The 21,858-nt window shown below is 33.7% G+C and carries 20 protein-coding genes; 2 read left to right on the top strand and 18 right to left on the bottom strand.

All coding sequences use genetic code 11. The features are described 5' to 3' along the window. Window positions 1–66: 66 nt before the first annotated feature. The 6 genes from nifJ to H9L18_RS04915 all read right to left on the bottom strand — a co-directional run bounded on the left by nifJ (window position 67) and on the right by H9L18_RS04915 (window position 7,879). The gene (gene nifJ, locus H9L18_RS04940) at window positions 67–3,603 is read right to left on the bottom strand and encodes a pyruvate:ferredoxin (flavodoxin) oxidoreductase (RefSeq protein WP_126795018.1); all 3,537 of its coding nucleotides are present in this window, start codon (window positions 3,601–3,603) and stop codon (window positions 67–69) included. A gap of 33 nt (window positions 3,604–3,636) precedes the next feature. Beyond that, entirely contained in the window at window positions 3,637–4,080 is a 444-nt protein-coding gene (locus tag H9L18_RS04935; RefSeq protein ID WP_126795020.1) for a flavodoxin, read from the bottom strand. A 24-nt stretch (window positions 4,081–4,104) separates the two neighbouring features. Beyond that, window positions 4,105–4,461 carry a DUF1667 domain-containing protein gene (locus H9L18_RS04930; protein WP_126795022.1) on the bottom strand — a complete coding sequence of 119 codons (357 nt, stop codon included), beginning with the start codon at window positions 4,459–4,461 and terminating at the stop codon, window positions 4,105–4,107. A 4-nt stretch (window positions 4,462–4,465) separates the two neighbouring features. After that, complete coding sequence (locus tag H9L18_RS04925) at window positions 4,466–5,722, bottom strand: NAD(P)/FAD-dependent oxidoreductase (protein WP_126795024.1); 1,257 nt, start codon at window positions 5,720–5,722, stop codon at window positions 4,466–4,468. After that, window positions 5,723–7,168, bottom strand: coding sequence for an NAD(P)/FAD-dependent oxidoreductase (locus tag H9L18_RS04920; protein WP_126795026.1), 1,446 nt, complete (start codon window positions 7,166–7,168; stop codon window positions 5,723–5,725). Window positions 7,169–7,309: 141 nt separating this feature from the next. Then, the gene (locus H9L18_RS04915; RefSeq protein ID WP_126795027.1) at window positions 7,310–7,879 is read right to left on the bottom strand and encodes a glycerol-3-phosphate responsive antiterminator; all 570 of its coding nucleotides are present in this window, start codon (window positions 7,877–7,879) and stop codon (window positions 7,310–7,312) included. A gap of 245 nt (window positions 7,880–8,124) precedes the next feature. Here H9L18_RS04915 and H9L18_RS04910 point away from each other — a divergent pair, with 245 nt between their 5' ends. Beyond that, complete coding sequence (locus tag H9L18_RS04910; protein WP_126795029.1) at window positions 8,125–8,955, top strand: alpha/beta fold hydrolase; 831 nt, start codon at window positions 8,125–8,127, stop codon at window positions 8,953–8,955. Window positions 8,956–9,121: 166 nt separating this feature from the next. Further along, window positions 9,122–9,760 (top strand): SDR family oxidoreductase, encoded by a 639-nt coding sequence (locus H9L18_RS04905; protein WP_126795031.1) that lies wholly within the window; start codon window positions 9,122–9,124, stop codon window positions 9,758–9,760. Window positions 9,761–9,839: 79 nt separating this feature from the next. Here H9L18_RS04905 and map read toward each other — a convergent pair whose 3' ends face one another. The 12 genes from map to H9L18_RS04845 form a co-directional block, all read right to left on the bottom strand. Next, window positions 9,840–10,604 carry a type I methionyl aminopeptidase gene (map, locus tag H9L18_RS04900; RefSeq protein ID WP_126795032.1) on the bottom strand — a complete coding sequence of 255 codons (765 nt, stop codon included), beginning with the start codon at window positions 10,602–10,604 and terminating at the stop codon, window positions 9,840–9,842. Beyond that, window positions 10,601–11,602 carry a LacI family DNA-binding transcriptional regulator gene (locus H9L18_RS04895; RefSeq protein ID WP_126795034.1) on the bottom strand — a complete coding sequence of 334 codons (1,002 nt, stop codon included), beginning with the start codon at window positions 11,600–11,602 and terminating at the stop codon, window positions 10,601–10,603. Before H9L18_RS04895 ends, map begins: the two co-directional genes overlap by 4 nt. 127 nt (window positions 11,603–11,729) lie before the next feature. After that, on the bottom strand, window positions 11,730–12,473 hold the full coding sequence (locus H9L18_RS04890; protein ID WP_126795036.1) for a zinc ribbon domain-containing protein: 744 nt from the start codon (window positions 12,471–12,473) through the stop codon (window positions 11,730–11,732). A 19-nt stretch (window positions 12,474–12,492) separates the two neighbouring features. After that, window positions 12,493–14,136, bottom strand: coding sequence for a zinc ribbon domain-containing protein (locus tag H9L18_RS04885; protein ID WP_185847502.1), 1,644 nt, complete (start codon window positions 14,134–14,136; stop codon window positions 12,493–12,495). 5 nt (window positions 14,137–14,141) lie between these two features. Beyond that, window positions 14,142–15,023 (bottom strand): serine hydrolase, encoded by an 882-nt coding sequence (locus H9L18_RS04880; protein ID WP_126795041.1) that lies wholly within the window; start codon window positions 15,021–15,023, stop codon window positions 14,142–14,144. 16 nt (window positions 15,024–15,039) lie between these two features. Then, window positions 15,040–16,008 carry a zinc ribbon domain-containing protein gene (locus tag H9L18_RS04875; protein WP_126795043.1) on the bottom strand — a complete coding sequence of 323 codons (969 nt, stop codon included), beginning with the start codon at window positions 16,006–16,008 and terminating at the stop codon, window positions 15,040–15,042. Window positions 16,009–16,013: 5 nt separating this feature from the next. Then, on the bottom strand, window positions 16,014–17,222 hold the full coding sequence (locus tag H9L18_RS04870; RefSeq protein WP_126795045.1) for a glycoside hydrolase family 3 N-terminal domain-containing protein: 1,209 nt from the start codon (window positions 17,220–17,222) through the stop codon (window positions 16,014–16,016). A 4-nt stretch (window positions 17,223–17,226) separates the two neighbouring features. Then, a complete protein-coding gene (locus H9L18_RS04865) occupies window positions 17,227–18,726 on the bottom strand; it encodes a zinc ribbon domain-containing protein (protein ID WP_126795047.1) in 1,500 nt (499 codons plus the stop codon). 254 nt (window positions 18,727–18,980) lie between these two features. Next, window positions 18,981–19,190, bottom strand: coding sequence for a hypothetical protein (locus tag H9L18_RS04860; RefSeq protein ID WP_126795049.1), 210 nt, complete (start codon window positions 19,188–19,190; stop codon window positions 18,981–18,983). Window positions 19,191–19,268: 78 nt separating this feature from the next. Further along, on the bottom strand, window positions 19,269–19,892 hold the full coding sequence (locus tag H9L18_RS04855; protein WP_126795051.1) for a DUF47 domain-containing protein: 624 nt from the start codon (window positions 19,890–19,892) through the stop codon (window positions 19,269–19,271). 12 nt (window positions 19,893–19,904) lie between these two features. After that, a complete protein-coding gene (locus tag H9L18_RS04850) occupies window positions 19,905–20,921 on the bottom strand; it encodes an inorganic phosphate transporter (RefSeq protein ID WP_126795053.1) in 1,017 nt (338 codons plus the stop codon). Between the two features lie 216 nt (window positions 20,922–21,137). Further along, the gene (locus H9L18_RS04845; RefSeq protein ID WP_126795055.1) at window positions 21,138–21,854 is read right to left on the bottom strand and encodes an MIP/aquaporin family protein; all 717 of its coding nucleotides are present in this window, start codon (window positions 21,852–21,854) and stop codon (window positions 21,138–21,140) included. Window positions 21,855–21,858: the final 4 nt, after the last annotated feature.

Genomic DNA, 21,858 nt, shown 5'->3' with positions numbered 1-21,858 from the left:
TTCACAAATTTTTTTCCTCTTAATAAAAAAAGAGATTTCCCAAATAATTTGGAAAACCTCTTTACTTTATTTATCTTTTTTCAAACTAGATAGACGTTTATAATTATCATTTCTCTCAATAAAGTCTTGTTTTGTGTTATCGTACATTTTATCCACTTTTTCTTCATCTTTAACCACATTCACTAAAGAAGAAAAGCGCGTTTGAGTTTGTAAAAATTCTGGTATTTTATCTGTATCTGCTTTTTTATAATCCATTCGCATCGGATCTTTTCCTTTTTCAGCTAGTCTTGGATCATAACGATACAATTGCCAATAACCTGACTCTACTGCTTCTTGCGCATTTAATAGAGCGTTTGACATACCACCTTTAATACCATGATTAATACATGGTGTATAACCAATTACTAATGAAGGTCCTGGGTAGCTTTCTGCTTCAGCAATTGCTTTAATGGCTTGATTTGGATGAGCATTAATTGAAATTTGAGCAACATAGACATTACCATAAGTCGCTGCCATCATTCCTAAATCTTTTTTCGTTGTTTTCTTACCAGATGCTGAGAATTTAGCAATAGCCGATTGTGGAGTTGCTTTTGATGTTTGACCACCTGTATTAGCATAAAGCTCATTATCCATTACCAAAATATTAATATCTTCACCAGAAGATAGGATATGATCAATTCCTCCAAAGCCAATATCATATGCCCAACCATCGCCACCAATCATCCATTGACTTGGTTTAACAAACATATTCTCATGTTTTAAAAGCTCTGAAAATTCTGATTGACTTTCTTTTTGCAAAGCTTCTGATAATCTTGTTGCTCGTTGTCTTGTTCCATTTCCATCATCTACATGTTCTAGCCACTCACTTAGCACTTCTTTTGTTTCATCAGAACCGATGCCTTCATTTAAGATAGCTTCTGCTTTTTCCATCGCACGTCCACGTTTAACTTGATTAGCAACGTACATTCCAAAACCAAATTCAGCGTTATCTTCAAATAAAGAGTTACTCCAAGCAGGTCCTTGACCAAACTGATTCGTTGTATATGGTGTTGTTGGTGCCGAAGCTCCCCAAATAGAAGAACAACCTGTTGTATTAGCAATCATCATTCGATCCCCAAATAGTTGAGTCAATAGTTTAACATAGGGTGTTTCACCACATCCAGAACAAGCTCCTGAAAACTCTAGTAACGGTTGCTCAAATTGAGAGCCTTTAACTGATTCTTTTTTCACTGTATTTTCTTTTTGTTTTAAAGTCATAGAGAATGCCCAGTTAACAGCTTCTTCATGTTGTTCTTCATAAGGTTTCATCACTAATGCTTTATCTTTTGCTGGACAAGCATCCACACAAAGACCACAACCCGTACAATCTTCCACAGATACTTGAATTCGGTAATTCAAACCATCTTTACCTTTAAAGTCTCTTGTAATATAACCTTCTGGTGCTTCTTCCATTTCCTTATCATCTGCTAAGAATGGTCGAATAGCTGCATGTGGACAAACAAAGGCACACTCATTACACATCGTACAAGCTTCTGGAATCCATTCAGGAACCTCAAGAGCGATACCACGTTTTTCATAAGCTGATGTTCCAAGAGGCATCGTTCCACCTAGCATGCCATTTTCAATTAAATCATTGACAGATAATTGATCTCCTTCTTGTCTTTCGATTGGTTGAACAATATTTTGAACATATGATGGAAGAGTTTTATCTTCTTCTCTTTCTACCACTTCAATAGCTGCCCATTCTTTTGGTACATCTATTTTTTCAAGGGCATCAAATGTCTTTTCAATTACATTCCAGTTTCTATCAACAATTTCAGAAGATTTCTTACCATAAGTATTTTTAATTTCTTCTTTCAGTAAAGGCAAATACTCTTCTCTAGTCATCAGGCCAGTCAATTCGAAAAAGGCTGTTGACATGACTGTATTAATTCTTCGACCTAGCCCTTCTTCTTTAGCGATATCCATCGCATTAATAATATAGAAGTTAATTTCATGCTCAGCAATATATTTTTTCAAATGTTTCGGAAGTAGTCTCAATACTTTTTCTTTAGACCACACTGTATTCAATAGGAAAGTTCCACCATCTTTGAGCCCTTTAATCAAATCATATTTATGAATATAAGCAGCATTATGACAGCCTACAAAGTCTGGGTTCTCTACTAAATAAATTGAGTCAATTGGTTCTTTTCCAAATCGTAAATGAGATACAGTTAACCCACCTGATTTTTTGGAATCATAAGAAAAATAAGCTTGAGCATAATGATCTGTATGATCACCAATAATTTTAATTGCTTGTTTATTAGCACCAACAGTCCCGTCAGAACCAAATCCCCAGAATTTAGCTTGAAAAGTTGATTTTGGTGTTAAATCTAAAACTTCCGTCATTGGTAATGATAAATGAGTTACATCATCCACAATTCCAATTGTAAATCTTGGTTTCATTTCTCCTTCATCTAATAACAGATGGTCATAGACAGACACGATTTGATTTGGTGTGACATCTTTTGAACCAATTCCGTAACGTCCACCAATGATAATTGGACGATTTTTATGTCGATAAAGCACACTTTGAACATCTAATAGTAAAGGTTCGCCATCAGCACCTGGTTCTTTTGTTCGGTCTAAAACAGCAATTCTCTCTACTGTATCAGGTAGTTTTTCTAATAAGTTTTCACTTGGGAATGGACGATATAAATGAATGGCAATATGTCCTACTTTTCTTCCTGATTGATTCAAGTAATCTACCGTTTGTCTAATGGTTGGTGTTGCTGAACCCATTGAGATAATAATCTCAGTAGCTTCTGGATCACCATAATACGTTGTTAAATCATAATCAGTTCCTCGTAACGTATTAATTTCTTTCATGTATTTTTGAACGATTCCAGGAATTTCTTCATAATGCTTATTCACTGTTTCTCTTGATTGGAAGTAAATATCTGGGTTTTGTGCTGTTCCTGAAACGGTTGGTGTATTAGGGTTTAGACCACGTCTTCTAAAGTTTTCTAAAGCCTCTTCATCTAGTAACCCTTTTAAGTCTTCATAATCAATCACTTCAATTTTTTGTAATTCGTGACTTGTTCTAAACCCATCAAAGAAATTAATAAAGGGTAAACTTCCTTCAATACTGGCTAAATGAGCTACTCCTGACAAGTCCATTACCTCTTGAACGCTTCCTTCAGCAAGCATTGCAAAACCTGTTTGTCTAGTTGCCATCACATCACTATGGTCACCAAATATACTTAAAGCATTCGTTGCTATTGCTCTAGCAGAAACGTGGAACACCGTTGGTAATAATTCACCTGCGATTTTATACATATTAGGAATCATTAAAAGCAACCCTTGAGAAGCAGTGTATGTAGAAGTTAACGCACCCGTTTTTAAAGAGCCATGAACTGTTCCTGCTGCCCCTGCTTCAGATTGCATCTCAACTACTTTAACTGGTTCACCAAATATATTTTTCTTTCCCTTAGAGGCCCAATCATCCACAACTTCTGCCATAGTGGAACTTGGAGTTATTGGATAAATAGCTGCAACTTCTGTAAACGCGTAAGACATATAAGCTGCTGCTGTATTACCATCCATTGTTTTTGTTTTCTTCATCGTCCTCGTCCTTTTCTACATAGTTTTTCTATGTTATTTTGAAGCTACTTCTTTAGCAAAAGCATTAATTCGTTCGACATCTTCACCTTCTGCTTCATTTTCAATTGTCAGAACTTCTGCTCCTTTAGTTGCTCCAGTTTGGGCCAATGCTTTATCAAATAAATGAGCTGCTTCACAGAAAAAGTCTGGGTATAATTCACTGTCTCCCGTTCCAACAACACCATAAATTTTTCCTTCCAGTTCTTGATCTGTTATTTCTTCATAGAAATCTTCAAAGCCAAATGGAATTTCTCCATCACCATCTGTAAATGTTGCAACAATTGCAATATCAGCATCTTCAAAAAAGTCTGAATCGATATCGTCTGCTTCTTCTCTTACAACTTCCATTTCTAAGTCTTCAAAAGCATCTTCTAAATATTCTGAAATTCCTTCTGTGTTTCCTGTATTAGTTGTATAAGCGATTTTTACTAGTGTCATTTTCTTTTCCTCCAATAATTTTTATTAGTTTACTTTTTCCATATTTTTACAAGCCACAACATCGACTCCTGTATCTAAGATATTCGGAATAATCACATCTCCTACGTGAACAGGCGCTTGTAATTCAACTTGATTAATTTCATACATAATGGCTTGCATTTTACCTTTTGGAATGGTTTCACTTGTTTTAACTGGAACTCTTGGTAAATTAGCTTCTCTAATTCGACAAGTAGATGTGATGGTTCTAACAGGATTAATCATTTCTTGTTTTCCGTATACTTTTCCTCGTCCACACTGATTACCAGTTACTTTAAAATCGTTGTCCTCGTCCACATGTAAGTGACATCCCTTAGGACAAACAATACAAATCAAATCAGCCATTTTCTCACATCTCCTTAATTGAAATTTCTAAATCTTTAATGGACTCATCATCAAAATATTTTTTTCGTAATTTCAAAGTTTCCATTTCACCTGGTGCTAAGTCTTTCTTTTTAAAAGTTGTAATAATTTCATCTCCATGAGAAACAACTACTTCACAGGCTTCGATGACGCGATTGACTCTAAAATAAACTTCCACTCGTTTATCAACCTGATTTTTTCTCACTCTTTGAGGTAATACATAAGAAATACCTTCCCCATTTTGAAGTGTCAACTTGTCTTCTTCAACTGTTTCAGATAAATTTTTGACATATTCAGCAGCTGATTGGCCTGCTACCATACTTTCTGCACTCACATGATCCACTAAATCATGGACATGAAGAACATTACCACAAGCAAAGATACCCGGAATAGATGTTTCACGATTTTCAAAAACGAGTGCTCCTTTAGTTCGTTTATCCATTTCAATACCAACTTTTCTTGAAATTTCATTTTCTGGTATCAATCCAACAGATAAAAGAAGTGTGTCACATTCAATTTCTTGTTCTGTTCCAGGAATCACTTGACGATTTTCATCAATTTCTGCCATAGTGATTGATTCTAGTCGTTCATTTCCTTTAATATCAATGATACTATGAGAAAGATAAAGAGGTATATCAAAGTCATGTAAACATTGAACAATATTTCGATTCAACCCTCCTGAATAAGGCATCACCTCAATACAAGCTAAAACTTCAGCTCCTTCTAACGTCATCCGTCTTGCCATGATTAAACCGATATCACCTGACCCTAGAATAACTACTTTCTTACCTACCATATAACCTTCCATGTTGACATATCGTTGAGCTGCTCCAGCTGTTAAAATGCCTGCTGGTCTGCCACCAGGTAATTGAATAGCCCCTCTTGTTCGTTCACGACATCCCATCGCAAGAATAATCGATTGACTTGATAAAACTTGATAACCTTGTGTTTTATTCATAATATGAACTTTTTTATCATCAGATACCTCTAAACAAATAGTGTCTAGCATAACCTCAATGGTTGTCTCTTGCACTTTTTCAATGAAACGTCCTGCGTATTCAGGTCCTGTTAACTCTTCTTTAAAATAATGAAGTCCAAAACCATTGTGAATACACTGATTCAAAATACCGCCAAGTTCCACGTCTCTTTCGACAATTAGTATTTTTTCTAAACCATTTTCATAGGCACTTAGAGCCGCCGCAAGTCCTGCAGGTCCACCACCGATTACAATCAAATCGTACATTTATAAAACCTCCTTAGATTGACTAACTAAAATGTGACTATTCCATCGATCTAAATCAACCTCTAAAGGAGAAATATTTAACTCATCCGCGATAATTTCAACAACACGAGGACCACAAAATCCTCCTTGGCATCTACCCATGCCTGCAATAGTTCTTCTCTTAACACCTTCGACTGATTTAGCTGGTAATGTTTGATGCAAACTTTCTCTAATATCTGCTTCTGTAATATTTTCACATCGGCAAATAATTCGACCATAATCAGGATTTTCACTAATTAATTGTTGCTTTTCTTCAATACTAGCCTGATTAAAATGAATTCTTTTTCTTTCATCCACATAGTCATTCTTTTTATCTAACACTAATCCATCTTGTTTCATCAATTCAATTAGATAAAGAGAATTGGCTGGAGCAGCCGTTAAACCAGGTGACTTAATACCTGCTACATCGTAAAACTGTGGCATAACCTGCTCAATAATAAAATCTTCTCGATCTGTATTTGCTCGAACACCAGAAAAATTTCGGATAGAGTTAGCTAAATTAATTGTTGGAACACTTTTTTTAGCTCCTTCTGCTACACCTTTTAAACCAGTAGCTGTATTAGCTACATCTTTTCCCGTATTAACCCACTCATCAGGAATATTTTCGGCATTTGGTCCCACAATAATATTCCCGTGAGTTGTAGGTGCTACTAAAATACCTTTACCTACTTTTGTTGGGCATTGAAAAACGATATGTTTGACAGTATCTGTTTCTTCTAAATCAAGTAAATAATATTCCCCACGACATGGGATTGTTTTAAAAGTTGGCTCTGAAACAAGTTCATGAATCTCCCCAGCATTAACACCTGCAGCATTAATAATATATTCACTTTCAATTGTTTCTTTATCTGTTTTTATCTCAAAATGATCTCCTACTTTTTGGATGTCTTTAACTTTTTGATTAAAAGAAAAAGTCACTCCATTTTGAATGGCAACTTCTGCCATAGCAATTGTGTATTCCCAAGGATTTACCACTGCTGCACTTGGTGCGTAAAGAGCACCATAAATATCTGGATTCAAATTAGGTTCTTTAGCTAATGTTTCTTCTTTCGTTAAAATCTGGATATCGGGCACTTTATTTTTTACCCCACGTTCATAAAGTGTCTGTACCATTTCCAAGTCTTCTTCTGAAAAAGCAACAACAAGAGAACCAATCTGATTTCTTGGGACATCTAATTTACTACAAATTTCTTTGGCTAAAACAGAACCTTCTACATTTAGCTTCGCATTCAATGACCCTGGTAATGGATCGTATCCTGCATGTAAAATAGCGCTATTTGCTTTGGTTGTTTTAACTGCCACATCATTTTCTGCTTCTAATACACAAACACTGACATCATATTTACTTAGTTCATACGCTAATGAGGAACCACTAACACCAGCTCCAATAATCGTAATATCGTACATTTTTTCCCCTCCAATATGAGTAAAAAGAGCACACTGAACCATCCTCACGTTAGTGAAGACAGTTCAGTGTGCTCTTTTCTCTGGCTGTTTATTTAATTAAGTTTAGTATAGGACGATTCACAAACTTTTGCAAGCGATTTCTTAAAGTTTCCATATTTTTTTATTAGTAGAGGAAATAGCAATCGCCCCATTTTTTAAAGCTGTTATTACATCTTCCTTATCTGTGATCAAGCCACTAACAATTAACGGTCGTTTGATTTGTTCTGTGACAGCTTTAATTGTCTTTCCATTAGGATTAGGTAGTATCTCAATAAAGTCAGGAAACTTAGGATTTTGGCTCTTTTTGAGAGAATTAAAAGCTAAAGAATCCACTAAAAAATTACGATAAACAGTCATAAAACCTAAAGCTTGTGCTCTAACTAACTGTGGCCATTTCGTTGAGATAATTCCTGAAAAATGAGTATGCTCTTTTAAAAAACGCAACCCAATCTCATCATCAGACAATCCCTTAATAAGTCCTAAATGGACAAATCCAACTTTACCACTTTCATCAATTTTTTTTGATAATTCTTCAACGGTTAACAATGAAGACTGTAAAACAAAAATAACTTCTACATCCGATTCTAAAAGCTCATCCAAATCCGCTTCATCTTTGATAGCTGCAATAATTGGATTATTTCTAAGTTTTTCATAAATGTTAACTTCTTTCATCTCAGACCCTCTTTTTTGTTTTTCATATCTTAATTATACCTAAAAATAACAAGATAGATATCTTATTTGTTAAATTTTTTACAACTCAAATTAATTATGCTAACATATCCTCAAAGAAAGGATGATCGCTATGGGGTTATCAGGTTCATTTATCCGGTGACGTCTCTTGTTGTAATTAACTAAATCAATGGTCATAGACAGCTCGATCTCTTTGATTGAGTTGATTAAAACAAGAGGTGAAAAAAATGAAAACAATAAAAAAAGAAAATTATACATTAACTTATCTTCAAAAAGGAGACACTAACGAACCACCGATTATGGTTATTGGGAGTCCTATTTATTACCCTAAATTATTTAATAATGAGATTTACAAAGATTTAAACTTAATTTTTATTTCTCATATTGGTTTTACTGAAATAGCTCCCGAAAAAAGTAAGCATACCCTTCAAGATGTCGTTAACGATATAGAACAAATTAGACAAAAAGCTAATCTAGAATCTATGTATTTGTTAGGTCACTCTGGGCATGGCTTTATGGCAATGGCTTATGCTGAAGCTTATCCTGAAAGAGTTAATGGTGTTATACTTTCAAATCTAGCGCCAACTAACAAAAAAGAAAGACAAGACCTTAGTATCACCTATTTTGAAGACACAGCTTCTAAAGAAAGAAAAGACTATTTCTATCAAGAAATAGCTAAATTAGAAGATGATATTAAAAAAGCTCCTGAAAAGAGATTTTCTTCAATGAATATTCGTATGCAAGCTCATGGCTTTTATGACTACACTTATGATGGTGCGTACCTGTGGGATGATTTACCTAATAACATGCCCGCTCTTGATTTTTTATGGGGTGAAGCTTTTGCCGTTTATGACACGGAACATTTCTTTAAAAAATGGCAAAAACCTGTTATCTTATTGCTAAGTGATTATGATTACCTAGTTGCACCAACTAATCTTTGGGATGATATTAGCAATACTTATCATGTTCCTGTTATAAAATTTGATAAAAGTGGACACAACCCTATGCTTGAAGAGCCTCAAAAATATCATCAAGCTTTAAAAGATTTCATTAAATAAAAATGACAATAAGCTAGCTATGAACAATCGTTTTTTGATTGGTTAATAACTAGTTTTTATTTATTTCAAGCACTATTTTTTCACTACCGAGAACGTTTCTTTGCCTAAAAAAATTAATAGGACTATACTTGTAGCTGTAACAAATAGTTGAAAGAAGGAAAACAAGATGAAAAAAGTATTAATTTTAGGTGCAAACGGTCAAATCGCAAAAATTGTTAGTCACGATTTACTCTCAGAAGATATCGATCAACGGCTATTTTTACGACGTTCATCTCGTTTAACTACGAAAAATCCTAAAAAACAAGAAATAATCGAAGGTGATGCTTTAAATCAAGCGGATTTAGAAGTAGCAATGAAAGGTGTTGATATTGTCTACGCTAATTTAGCTGGTGAAATTATTGAAGAAGCGAAACTGGTTGTTTCTGCTATGAAAAAAACAGGCGTTAAACGTTTAATTTGGATTTCTACCTTAGGAATTTATGATGAAGTACCTGGCAACTATGGTAAATGGAATCATCAACAATTAGATGGTGGCTATTTAGAAACTTATGCTGAAGCTGCCAAAATCATTGAAGCTTCAGAGTTAGATTACACCATTATTCGACCAGCTTGGTTAGATAATAAAGACGAAATTGATTACGAGTTAACACAAAGAAATGAAGCTTTTAAAGGAACTGAGGTATCACGTAAAAGTATTGCTCACTTAGTTAGCCAAATTATTCTTAATCCTGATCAACACATAGGTGAATCACTTGGAGTTAACAAACCTAATACAGATGGAGATAAACCTGCTTGGGTTAAATAAAAAGCTTTTTATAACTTAATAATAATAAAGTCACGGAAATAAAAAATAATTTCCGTGACTTTTCTATTTTGAGATCCTTTTAATAACTGCCTTCTTCACCTTGAGAAGTTAAAATGACCGGTCCTTCTTTTGTAATAGCAATACTATGTTCATATTGACAACTTAAGCTGCCATCTTTCGTTTTTGACTCCCAACCATTTGGTAACATCATCATTTCCCATGAACCAATATTTACCATGGGTTCAATTGTAATCGTCATGCCTTCTTTCAAACGAGCACCTTTTCCTTTTTCACCGTAATGAGCAAAAAATGGTTCTTCATGAATGGATGGGCCAATGCCATGAGCAATAAAATCTCTCACAACACTGTAACCTTCTCCTTCAACATATGTTTGAATCGCATCTCCAATATCACCAGTTCGGTTACCAATTTGTGCTTGCTCGATACCCAAATAAAGAGCTTTTTTTGTTACTTCCATTAACTTTTTTACTTCATCTGTTGCTTCACCTACAACATAGGCCCAACAAGAATCTGAAATTGCTCCATTTAAATCAATACACATATCTACTTTCACTAAATCATTGGTTTTTAAAACTTGTTTCTTAGGAAAGCCATGGCAAATTTCATCGTTCACACTAATACAGGTAGCGTATTTATATCCTTCAAAACCAATTTGTGCCGCTACTCCTCCGTGTTCTTCAATGTAATTTCGGACGAACACTTCAATCTCCCAAGTTGTAATCCCTGGTTTAATAAATGTTCTTAACTCTTTATGAACAGAGGCTAACAAAGCACCTGATTCTGCCATTAATTCTATTTCTCTTGGTGATTTCAAAGTAATCATATTGTTCTTTCCTTCTTTTCTATAAATTTCATTTTTAGATAGTCATCTTCTTGTTTTTGATGTGGGAATTCCATTGCTTTAACTAATTTTTTTGATAAAATTTCAGCATACTCGTGAAAAGGAATTTCAAGTGTTTGAATTTGTGGTCGAATACTTTTTAATAACTCAATGCCATCAAATCCAATGACTACAATCTCGTCATTCACTTTTTTCCCACTATCATAAACGGCTTGGTAACACCCTAATGCTAAATTATCATCACAACAAAAAATAGCAGTAACTTCTTCATCCTTCAAAATTGTTTTAGTCGCCTGATAGCCGTTCTCTACTGAAAAATCAGTTTTAACAACTAAGTGAGGGTAAATCTCTTTTTTATTATTCTTCATCGTATCAAAATAAGCATTTGATCGCTCAATAAAGGAGTAACCACTTCCATCATCAGTGATTAATCCAATTTTTTCATGATTATTCTGAATCAACCATTCAATAGCTTGGGTTACTGTTTCATACTCATTATAATAAACATTTCCGAAATGGCTATTATTTATGCCAGCATCTACAAACACAATCGGAATATTTCGATAAGCACTTGAAACAACCACATCTTCTGAAAAACGATTAGATGTAAAACAGAGAATAGCTTCCACAGCTATTTGATGATATCGATTAAATAACTCGATTTCTTCCTTCATCTCTCCAGAAGATTCACTCACCATTAAATAATACCCTTCTTCACTTAAGCTTTTTCGAATTAAGTTAATTAAAGTGGCTGAAAATTGTTCCGTGATAAACGGAACGATAACACCAATTAATTTAGATTCTTTTTTAATAATATTAGAAGCAAAATAATTTGGTGTGTATTGATTTTCTTCCACTACCTTCAAGACACGTTTGACTGTTTCCTCACTGAAACGATCACTTTTTTTATTTAAAATTTGCGAAACTGTTGTTATTGAAACGCCAGATAATTCGGCTATTTCTCTAATAGTTAACTTCATTTTTAACACCTTCTTACTTTTATCCTAACAATAGAAAACCTATTGTTCCAAGCCTTTTCCTTTACTTTAACACAAAAAATTTAGTTTACAATTAAAAAAAGAGGCTGACCAATTGTCAACCTCCTAACTATTTTTCTACTTTTTTATCCATTAAAAATGACTCTTCTTTATGCTCTCTATCTCCAAAAACGATTTGGGTACTTCCTTTAGGTCTTATTGAAAATTCAAAATTAATAAATTCATCTAATTCAAGAAAATCTACGGAATCAACAGAATTCATTTTTTCATAATCTTTCATACTCATACTAAGAATTAAATCATTCCCTGATTTTTGGAGTGAATCAAATGTTTTTTGTATCTTTTTTTGTTCTTTTGGAGGCAAATCAGACGCCATAACTTCCTCTTTTAAACTTTCAAGCATTTCTTCTATATCTTCTTGATTACTTACTGCATCACGAAACGTAACTTTTACTGTCGATGTATTGATGGGAAACACGTACTCTTTTTTGCTTACTTTTTTTATTGGCCCTTCAAAAGAAATACTCATGTCATTTAGAAAATCAGGAAACATCAGCTCTGCTGAATTACCTTTAATTCCAACTTCAACACCTTCTGACTCAGAAATCCAATCGCCAGTCATAGGATTTTTGTTAAATAACCAAACTCCCATTATTAAAATAAAAGCTATCCCTACAATAAAAGGCCATTTATTTTTTGTCAGATATTTAGCTTGAACACTTTTAGTTTCAGAAAAACTAGTCTGCTCTGTCGAACTAACAACTACATTTGAATTAAGCTTTGTTCCACATTTCGAACAAAATTTACTTTCCTCGGGTAGCTCTGTTCCACAATTTGTACAAAATTTTGTCATTTACTAACTCCTTTTTAAGCTATTCATTCGCTCGATTATCCTCAACTTTTTTACCACCATCACCCATATCAATAAATTTAAAGTTTTTAACGTCACTTGAGTCTTCATCTTGCTCAAATTGAACTTTGACATCACTGTAATCAAAGCCTTCTATTCTAGGTGTTTTCTTAGTCGAATAAGGATAAGTCGTGCGGTAAACAACGTTGTACTTGATCTTATAAGTATTGTTAGATAAAGGCTCTACTGATTTAACATTTACATTAAATGTTACCCCTTCATACTCACGTTTACTTGACCTTTCACGACACCAATTGATGTAGTCTTTAATGCCAGAAAAACTTGCATTTTTATCACCATCAACATAATACTTGCTAGCAAATTCGCTTGGTTCAAAATGACTATTAGAATCTACAACATGTGAGAAATCATCATAGAATAATTTTATTCCTGATTCGATATCATAATCATCTGCAGAATTAAAATTAAGAACGATTTCTGGGTAGGTTCCACTATCTTCATCCACATCAACTTGCTTTAATTCTTTAACGTCTGTCTTTAATTTATCTGTATCTGTTTTTTTCACCAATTGAACTTTCATTTTATTATTCCATAGCAATGGTCCAATCTCTGTTTCACCATCAGTTAATTTACCAGCTTCTTTGTCATTAATTAAAACAGTCGCTTCTTTCATGTTTGAACGAATTGGTATTTTAACCATCACAAATCGCATATCAACAGATTCTTCACCTTTAGGTAGTAATGTATAAGTTGATTCCTTTTTATCTTTTTTATTTTTGATAGTTGCTTCAAAAGAATAAACACCAGGAATCAAAGGGCCTATTTTTTTAGAGTATTTATTACTGTCTGTTGTTGCTACTTCCTTACCATCCATCAAAATAACACTATTCTTTACATTCGATTCAATGGTTGAATAAGCTGGTGTAACTTGAATATTATACTTAGTAAAAAGAAGTGCTACTTTTCCTTCTGCTTTTAAAGAAAAACCATTAAAAAATTGTTGTGTTTCCAATGCTTTTTTTAATGTATTGATATCTTCTTTATTTTCTTCAAAATACTTTAACATAGGTCGTAGACTTTCTTCATTAATGGTAAGACTTGGGTCTTCTGTTACCATTCGGTCTACTAAATAAGACGTATCTTTATTCTTTATAGCAACAACTAATGACTCAATTTGTTTTTCTTGGCTGTTTTGCTGACTAAAGAAGGCGTATAAACCACCACCAAATACCAAACAAATGGCAACAACCAAACCAATCATTTTATTTTTCTTTGAGACAGGTTGTTTTGGTCTTTGCATCACTTCTTCTTCAACATTCGGAAATGGTACTTCATTTGGTTCAACATTCTGAGGTTCTACCTCTATTTTTTCTTCTAATACCTTTATCCCACAATTGTCACAAAAGGCAGCACCTTCTTCTAATTCATGCTGACAATTAGGGCATCGCTTCACTTCTTTATTAATAAGAGGTGTTTCAGCAACTAATTTTGTTCCACAATTCTCACAAAAAGAGGCTTCTTCTTCATTATCAACACCACAAGAAGTACATGGATTTACTTTTTTTACTTCAAAAGCATGTCCACATGATTCACAAAATGCAGCATGAGAGGCATTTTCTTGTCCACAATTTTGACACTGTTTCAAACTATTCACTCCTCGTTTATCAACTCATCAATATTTTTAACTATTTTTTCAATTTTCTCATTTGAATAACCATCACTTAAGATGGATAAAACATATGGTTTCTTATCATCAACAACACCCACATCATGATTAAAAGTGTCATTAGTTCCAATTTTATGATAAACATCTTTATCCAAACTACCAATTTTTTCTTTTTGCCAATCTGTTTCTAAAAAGTATTCTTTACCTAGCTCATTTCGGTAAATAGCAAGCATCATCTCTCCGGCTGTTTTAGCAGTCATCTCTTTTGAAAACTCCGTTTGTTTAGTGGCATAAAAAGGAGCAATAATCTCTAAAAACTCATTACCATTTTGTTTAGCGACATAATATCCCAACATGTTACTTGCTAAATTATCAGAGTGACGAATACTCCACTCTAATAATTGGGCAACAGAAAACGTTTGATTTTCAAGTTCCATTTGTTGCATGACACCTGTCCCACCTCGAACCATGGCTCCTGGTACTTCATTAACCTGATCAATATAAGGAAAAGTCATTTCAAGGGAAATCTCTTCTTTTTTTAATTTTTCTTGGGTGTAAAAAATAATAGGCAGTTTCGCAATACTCGCACCATAAAAGTTTTTTTCTTGATTTACGCCATACTGCTCTTTCGAGTCCAAACTTTCAATATAGATACCAACTGGTTCATTCTTTAATTTATCTAAGTATTCTTCTATTTTAGACATTTTCTTTTCTTGGCTAATTTCTGTTGTTTGAGTTGTCGTTTCGATCACTTGACTAGTTGTCGAGGTATTAGTAGTCGTTACTGTTGACTTCTGATTTTCCTGACAACCACTTAGTAAAAAAAGACTACTCACTAATAGCCAAGTAAGAGTTTGCTTTTTCAAATAATCACCTACTCAATTATAGAAACATTCTAGGTGTAAAAGAATCAGTTACATTCGAGATAATTTCAGCAATGCTTGTACCGATAATATCTCCAAGCATAATACCAACAATTATTTGAACAATAAAACTTACGATAATAACACCAATCGTCCAATAGAATTTATTTCGTTGTGTCTGATTTTGACTCACCCAAAGATTAGCTACAAATGAAGCATTTGTTAAAAAATAAGTGAATAATAATACGACAACGAATAGAAAACTCAAACCAATCGTTGAGACAAAAGATAAAACAAAAGCAAATAAACTTGTATACACAGCTAAGCTAATTGGAGCGTACACTCTATCAAAACTATCTAAAAAACTAATCTCTTCACGGAATATTTTTGCTGACAAGACATACACAGTCGTTACACTAATCAACTGAGTCACTAAAATTAGTAAGAACAATTGAATTAATAGAGGAAAACTAGAATCCGCATACCCCATCGTTCCAAAGCGAACTGCTTTTCCTATTGAATGGCTAATCGCTAAACTACTAAATAAAGAAATCAAGACATAACTCACTAAGCCGAAGTAACCATTTGTATTTTGCCCACCAATATTAGGCTTAGCAATGTTTTTATTCAGAAATGAAAAATAATTTTTACTATTGTCCGTTAGCTGATTAACACCTCCATGATTAATACTAATCAACGGCGCCTGTTGCTCATTACTTGGTTGTTGTTGTTGAGAGCTCTGCTGATTTTCTTGATTAATAGTTGGTTGAGACGGTTGTTCAACTGGTTGTTCTGGTTTCGCTACTTCTTCTGAAGGCACTTTTGTTTCCACAACAGGCTGTTCTTTCTCATCATTAACTTCTTCGTTAACAACTTGTTCCACTACCTGTTCTGTTACAGTTGTTACTTCCTTTTGTTCTGCTCCACAGAATGGGCAAAATTTAACCTTGTCTTTAATTTCTTTTCCACAATTAATACAAAATTTCATTTTATTTACTCCTCCAATTTGATAATTCCTAATTCATACTTCCATTTTAAAACTCTTAAAACAGATGCTTCTAATTGTTCTTCAGAATAATCGCCACTTTCGACTGCTTCTTTAACGACTGGTATCTGAGTACTGTATGTAGATGACAAAATTAAATCATTTCCTGATTTTAAAGCAGCTAGAGCAGCTTGCTCTTGGCTAATAAAATCTGCTAATCCTGCCATATCCATGTCATCAGTCATAATCACACCATCAAATCCCAACTCTTGACGCAACACCTCATGTATTTTAGGTGAAATAGATGCTGGAACTTCTGAATCAATCGCATCTACAATATTGTGTGACACTAAAATACTATCAGCACCAGCTTCAATTCCTTTTTTAAAGGGGGGTAATGATGTTTTTTCGATTTCCTCTATTGAGCGAGTATCTCTCACAATTTCAGTATGAGAATCTCGATTATCTCCATAGCCAGGAAAATGTTTCAAAGTAGAACCTATTTCATTCTGTTTTAATTCCTTAACAACATCAACTACATAATTACTTGTTCCTTCAACGTCTAAGCCAATCGTCCGGTCATAAATAAAAGACTCTGGATCAGTTGAAACATCTGCAACCGGGTATAATCCCGTGTGAATACCCAATTCTTTAAAGATATCTGATTTACGTTTCGTCTCCTTTAAGACAAGAGACATGCCGCCCTTTTTATAAAGAGATTGAGGGGATTCAAATTTATCTGGAACAATTTTTTTATTACTACTTATCCTTGTTACAGTACCCCCTTCTTCATCTGAAGCTACCATAAAAGGGGTTTGACTCATTTCTTGAAACTCAGCTATTTTTTTGGTTAATGTTTCTTTTGTTTGATTCTCCATATCTCTTCCAAAAAGAAGATAACCACCTAATTGAAAATTCTTAATGTCTTCTAAAGCATTGGATTCAGGAACACGAACAAGAAAAAGTTGACCTACTTTTTCATCAATAGACATTTCTTTTATCATCTGTTTAAGTTGTTCTTCCACACTTAATACTCTCCTTTCAGAGCTTTCAGTCTGTATTGTTGTCTCTTTTGTCTTAACACGCGTTTCAGATGAAGTTTGTGAACTCTTAGAATCAGCCGGTTTTTCTTTTTGATTACTTAAGGCATAAAGGGTACCTCCTAACAAGCTAATTAAAAGAATTCCTATAATAAAACTTTTTGTTTTAAAGGACATTTATCTAAGAAACACCTCCATTATCTACTACTTCAAAGTTTTCTTTACCACCTAAATCAACAATTTCAAAACGTTCTTCTTCTTGATTGTAAACCATAGTGGCTTTGGTATATCTAAAGACTTGAACAACGTCATCCATCTTATATGATTTATAAACAGTTCGATATTTAATTAAATACTGTACCTGATATCTATCTTTACCAATCATTGTCATTTTTTCAACTTTAGGTTCACCTTGAACACTTGATTTTTCAGAACTTGAGCGAACATCTGTAATGAATTTCAAGAAATCTTGGTAGTCAGCATTGTCTTCTCCATTTTGAAAATACTTAGCTAAATCAGATTTTGCCATTCCATCTAAATCACTGTATTCACTTGTATAAGAAGACACATCACCATAAAGACCATATAAAAATGATTGAACATCGTCTTTTGATTTGATCCCCTTAATTTCAAGCATCACCTCTGAACCATAAGACTCTTTTTCAAATTGACTTGCTAGAAATTCTTCTGATTCAATTTTTCTAATCTCTGATTCAACGACTTGTTTATCAAATTTTTTCTTCACTTGAACGGCTAATCCTTGATGCCAAACAACATCTTTAACTTCAGCTGAACCATCCTTAATAGTAGCTATCTTTTTGTTATCCACTAAAACTTCAGCGTCTTCAACATTTGACTTCACTATAAAAGAAACTTTATGTAAATCCAATTTCATATGACTATTGGTTTCAAAATCATCATTTTGAAAACGAACCAAGTCAGTTTTTGAATCAGTCGATACGTTTTTTAATGTTCCTTTGATGTCATATTTCCCAGGTGTTAATGGGCCAACTTTTAACTCTTTTTCTTTAACATCACCTTGTTTTTTACCATCAATTTCAACTGATACGCCAGGTTGTTGCGCCTCAATTGTTAAATAAACAGGCTCTAACTCTAATGCATACTTATTGAAAAATACAAAAGACTTACCGTTGGGTTTAATATTAAAATCTGATGGCTCTTGACTGCTTTTTCCAATACTACCGACGAGATTGGAGAATTTTTCTTTTTGTTGGTCATCCTTATAATAATCAGTCATCTTCTTCAAATTATCAGAAGTTAATTTATAACTTGGGTCACTGGATACCATTAACTCTGCCCACTTATCTGGATCTTTTGTTTTAATTGTTTCAGTCATTCGATTAACTTGTTGCTCATAACTAAAATAATAATTGCCGTAAGAATAAAGACCGACAAGTAATACAATGCCTACTCCACCTGTTATTAAACCTATTTTTTTCTTTTTCGTCATAGGTTCTTTTGGTACAGGTGATTGAGTACTAGTTGAGTTAACTATTGGTTGATTTGACTCTTTTATTTCTTGTGGTTCAGTGGAAGCTTCTTTACTATCCTTTTTTAACTCTTCTCCTGGACTGATTCCTTCCTGTAAATCTGAGCCACATTCTTCACAAAACAACGAATCAGATTCATTTTCGTGACCACAATTCCAACAAAACTTCATAAAATCTCCTCCTTAAAAATTAAAGCCCTAACTAACTATATATTTTAACATATAAAAGTAACATCAAGTTATTTTAACCTCAAATGTCTCACTGATTTTGTATGTAATAAAGTGATTATTGGGATATCTATTAAACATAACTAAAAAAAGCACTCCTTAATCAAGGGAGTACTTTAATTCATAAGTGGCTGCACCATCATTCGATACTTTCAGCTTCTTTCTTTGTCAATTCTTTTAGTTTATCTACAAACATTTCAACTCACTTTTTTAATTTCTACATTAATTAATTCGATTGCTAATGTTAATGCTTTGATTCTATCTTTGGACAGAGTTATCTGAGATTTAAGATTTTTTCCACCTTTTTGTTTTTCTTCTAAAGATAAAACAGCTTGTTCTATTTTTCTTAATGTTGATTCTAATGATTTTTTGGCTGACAATAATTCAGTTAACTCATACCTACTCACTATTTTTTATTCCCTTCTCAAAAAAACAAGAACTTCTTAAGAACAAGCTCTTGTTTTATCTATTTTTATTAAAATAATCTATGTATTTTTAATCACCATTGCTTCCATAATTAATACTGCTTGTTCTGTTCCATTCACTATTTTTTCTAAACGATCAAACACTTCTTTCCATCTTACAACTTCTAAAACATTCTCTTCCGAGGTAAAAAGTTCCTTAATTTGAGCACTATGAATAATATCTGCTTTTCCTTCTAGTTCCGTCACTTTTTGAATCATTTGACCGATTGTTTTAGTACTCTTAAATTTTGAAAATTCTTTTGTTACAACAGTCATAGCTTCGACAATCTCAACAATCAGTGCAGACATTTCAATTGCTTTTTCACGCATTTTTTGAATGCCTAAATTATCAAAAGAATAAGGTAGTGCATTTATATTATCTAATACATTGTCAATAAATTTAGTGATTGCTATGATATCTTCTCTATCAATTGGTGTCACAAATGAATGATTGAGTTCATACATAATACTTGAAACGATTTCATCACCTTCTCTTTCTAATTGATGAATACTTTCAGCTTTTTCTATCAAGTAGTCACTGGAATAATGTGTAATAATATCATCTAATACAAGAGAAGCCTCTTTTGTTTTCATAGATAGTTGATACATTGCATCAAAATAATCGAATCCTTTTTTTCTAGCCATTCTTCATTCCTCCTAAAATATTGCAACAAAAAATTTCGCCATGATATAAGCAATCAACCCACATCCTGGAAATGTTAATACCCAAGCCATTACCATCTCTTTAACTAACTGCCAGTCCACACTAGATATCCGTTTAGCTGCTCCAACACCCATGATGGCAGTTGTTTTCGTATGTGTTGTTGAAACTGGAATCCCGAAGATAGAAGCTCCAAACAAACAAATAGCTGCACTTAAATCTGCTGAAAAACCTTGATATTTTTCTAATTTAACCATATCCATGCCCACAGATTTAATAATTCGCATACCACCAACTGAAGTTCCTACACCCATCACAACTGAACAAATAACCATAACCCAAATAGGGATAATAAAACCTCCAGAAGGTGTTTTTTCAGCCAACCCATTGTAGAAAAGACCTAACATAAAAACGCCCATAAATTTTTGTCCATCTTGAACACCATGTAAAAAGGACATCGCAGCAGCACCACCTGCTTGACCGATGGTAAATATTTTATTGGTTTTTCGTCTTTCCATATGAAAGAATACGGTTTCAACTATCTTCGTTACAAAATAACCACCAAAAAAACCAAAGAAAGTCGAAACAAAGAGTCCAATTATAACCTTCATCCACTCATTCATATTAACCGCACCTAAGCCACCCAAAGCCATAGCTGATCCAGTTAGGCCTGCGATTAAAGCATGACTCTCACTCGTTGGAATACCAAACCACCAAGCAGCAACTGCCCAAACAACAATTGAAAAAAGAGATGCTGCAAGAGCTACTTGTGCTGCGTTTCCACTACCTTCAAAACGAACCATCTTACTAATCGTTTCTGCTACTTGAGCATTAAACATTGTCATAATTAACGCGCCTAGAAAGTTACAAATAACCGCCATCCCAATTGCCACATTAGGGCGTAAAACTCTCGTTGAAATAGCTGTTGCAATCGCATTAGGAGCATCCGTCCATCCATTAACAAAGATAACGCCAATAACTAAAATCAATGTAATAACCAAAGAAACACTCATTCATTTCATCTACCTTTTTTTAGATTTATCCCTCTCTTGTTAAGCATATCACATTAAAAAAATAAATAAATATTTATTTATGTTGCTTTATTAATAGTTTAATGACAATTTTGTCATATAATTTTTATTTCACTGTTTCGTATAATAATTGAAACTTTTACAATTACACACAAAAAAAGCAGATAGTTTTCTATCTGCTTTACTACTTCAAAACTCTTAAGGGATCATTCCCCAAGCAAGTGCTGCTAATAAACCACCTAACATTGGTCCAACGATTGGTACCCAAGCATAACCCCAATCTGAATCACCTTTGTTAGCAATTGGTAATATTTGGTGTGCAATACGAGGTCCCAAATCACGAGCTGGGTTAATCGCATAACCTGTTGGTCCTCCTAATGATAATCCTAGAGAAAGAATTAATACACCAACAATCAATGGATTCATTCCATCTGCAAAAGTTGTACGACCGAATGCTAATAAAGCAAAGACTAAAACAAACGTACCTATCAGCTCAGTAATCATATTTGAAAATGGTTTTCTAATAGCTGGTCCAGTTGCAAAAGATCCCAAAATAGCAGCCTCATCCTTTGTAGCTTCCCAATGTGGCATGTAAGTGACCCAAACTAGCGCTGCTCCAACAATACCTCCGACTATCTGAGCAATAATAAACGGTGTTACTAGATTCCAGCCTATATTTCCCGCAACAGCCATACCTAGTGTAACTGCTGGATTTAAATGAGCCGGTCCCATAAAACTTGATGCATATACAGCAATGGTTACGGCCGCTCCCCAACCTAAAGTAATAACTATCCAGCCTGCTCCTTGAGCTTTACTTTTTTCCAAAGAAACTGCAGCTACTACACCATTACCTAGCAAAACTAAAATCAACGTACCTAAAAATTCACTAAATATTTGTAAATTATCTCCACTCATCATA

The organism is Vagococcus carniphilus, assembly GCF_014397115.1.
In the GTDB taxonomy this organism is placed as follows: domain Bacteria; phylum Bacillota; class Bacilli; order Lactobacillales; family Vagococcaceae; genus Vagococcus; species Vagococcus carniphilus.
This window is presented reverse-complemented; position numbering and strand designations above follow the sequence as displayed.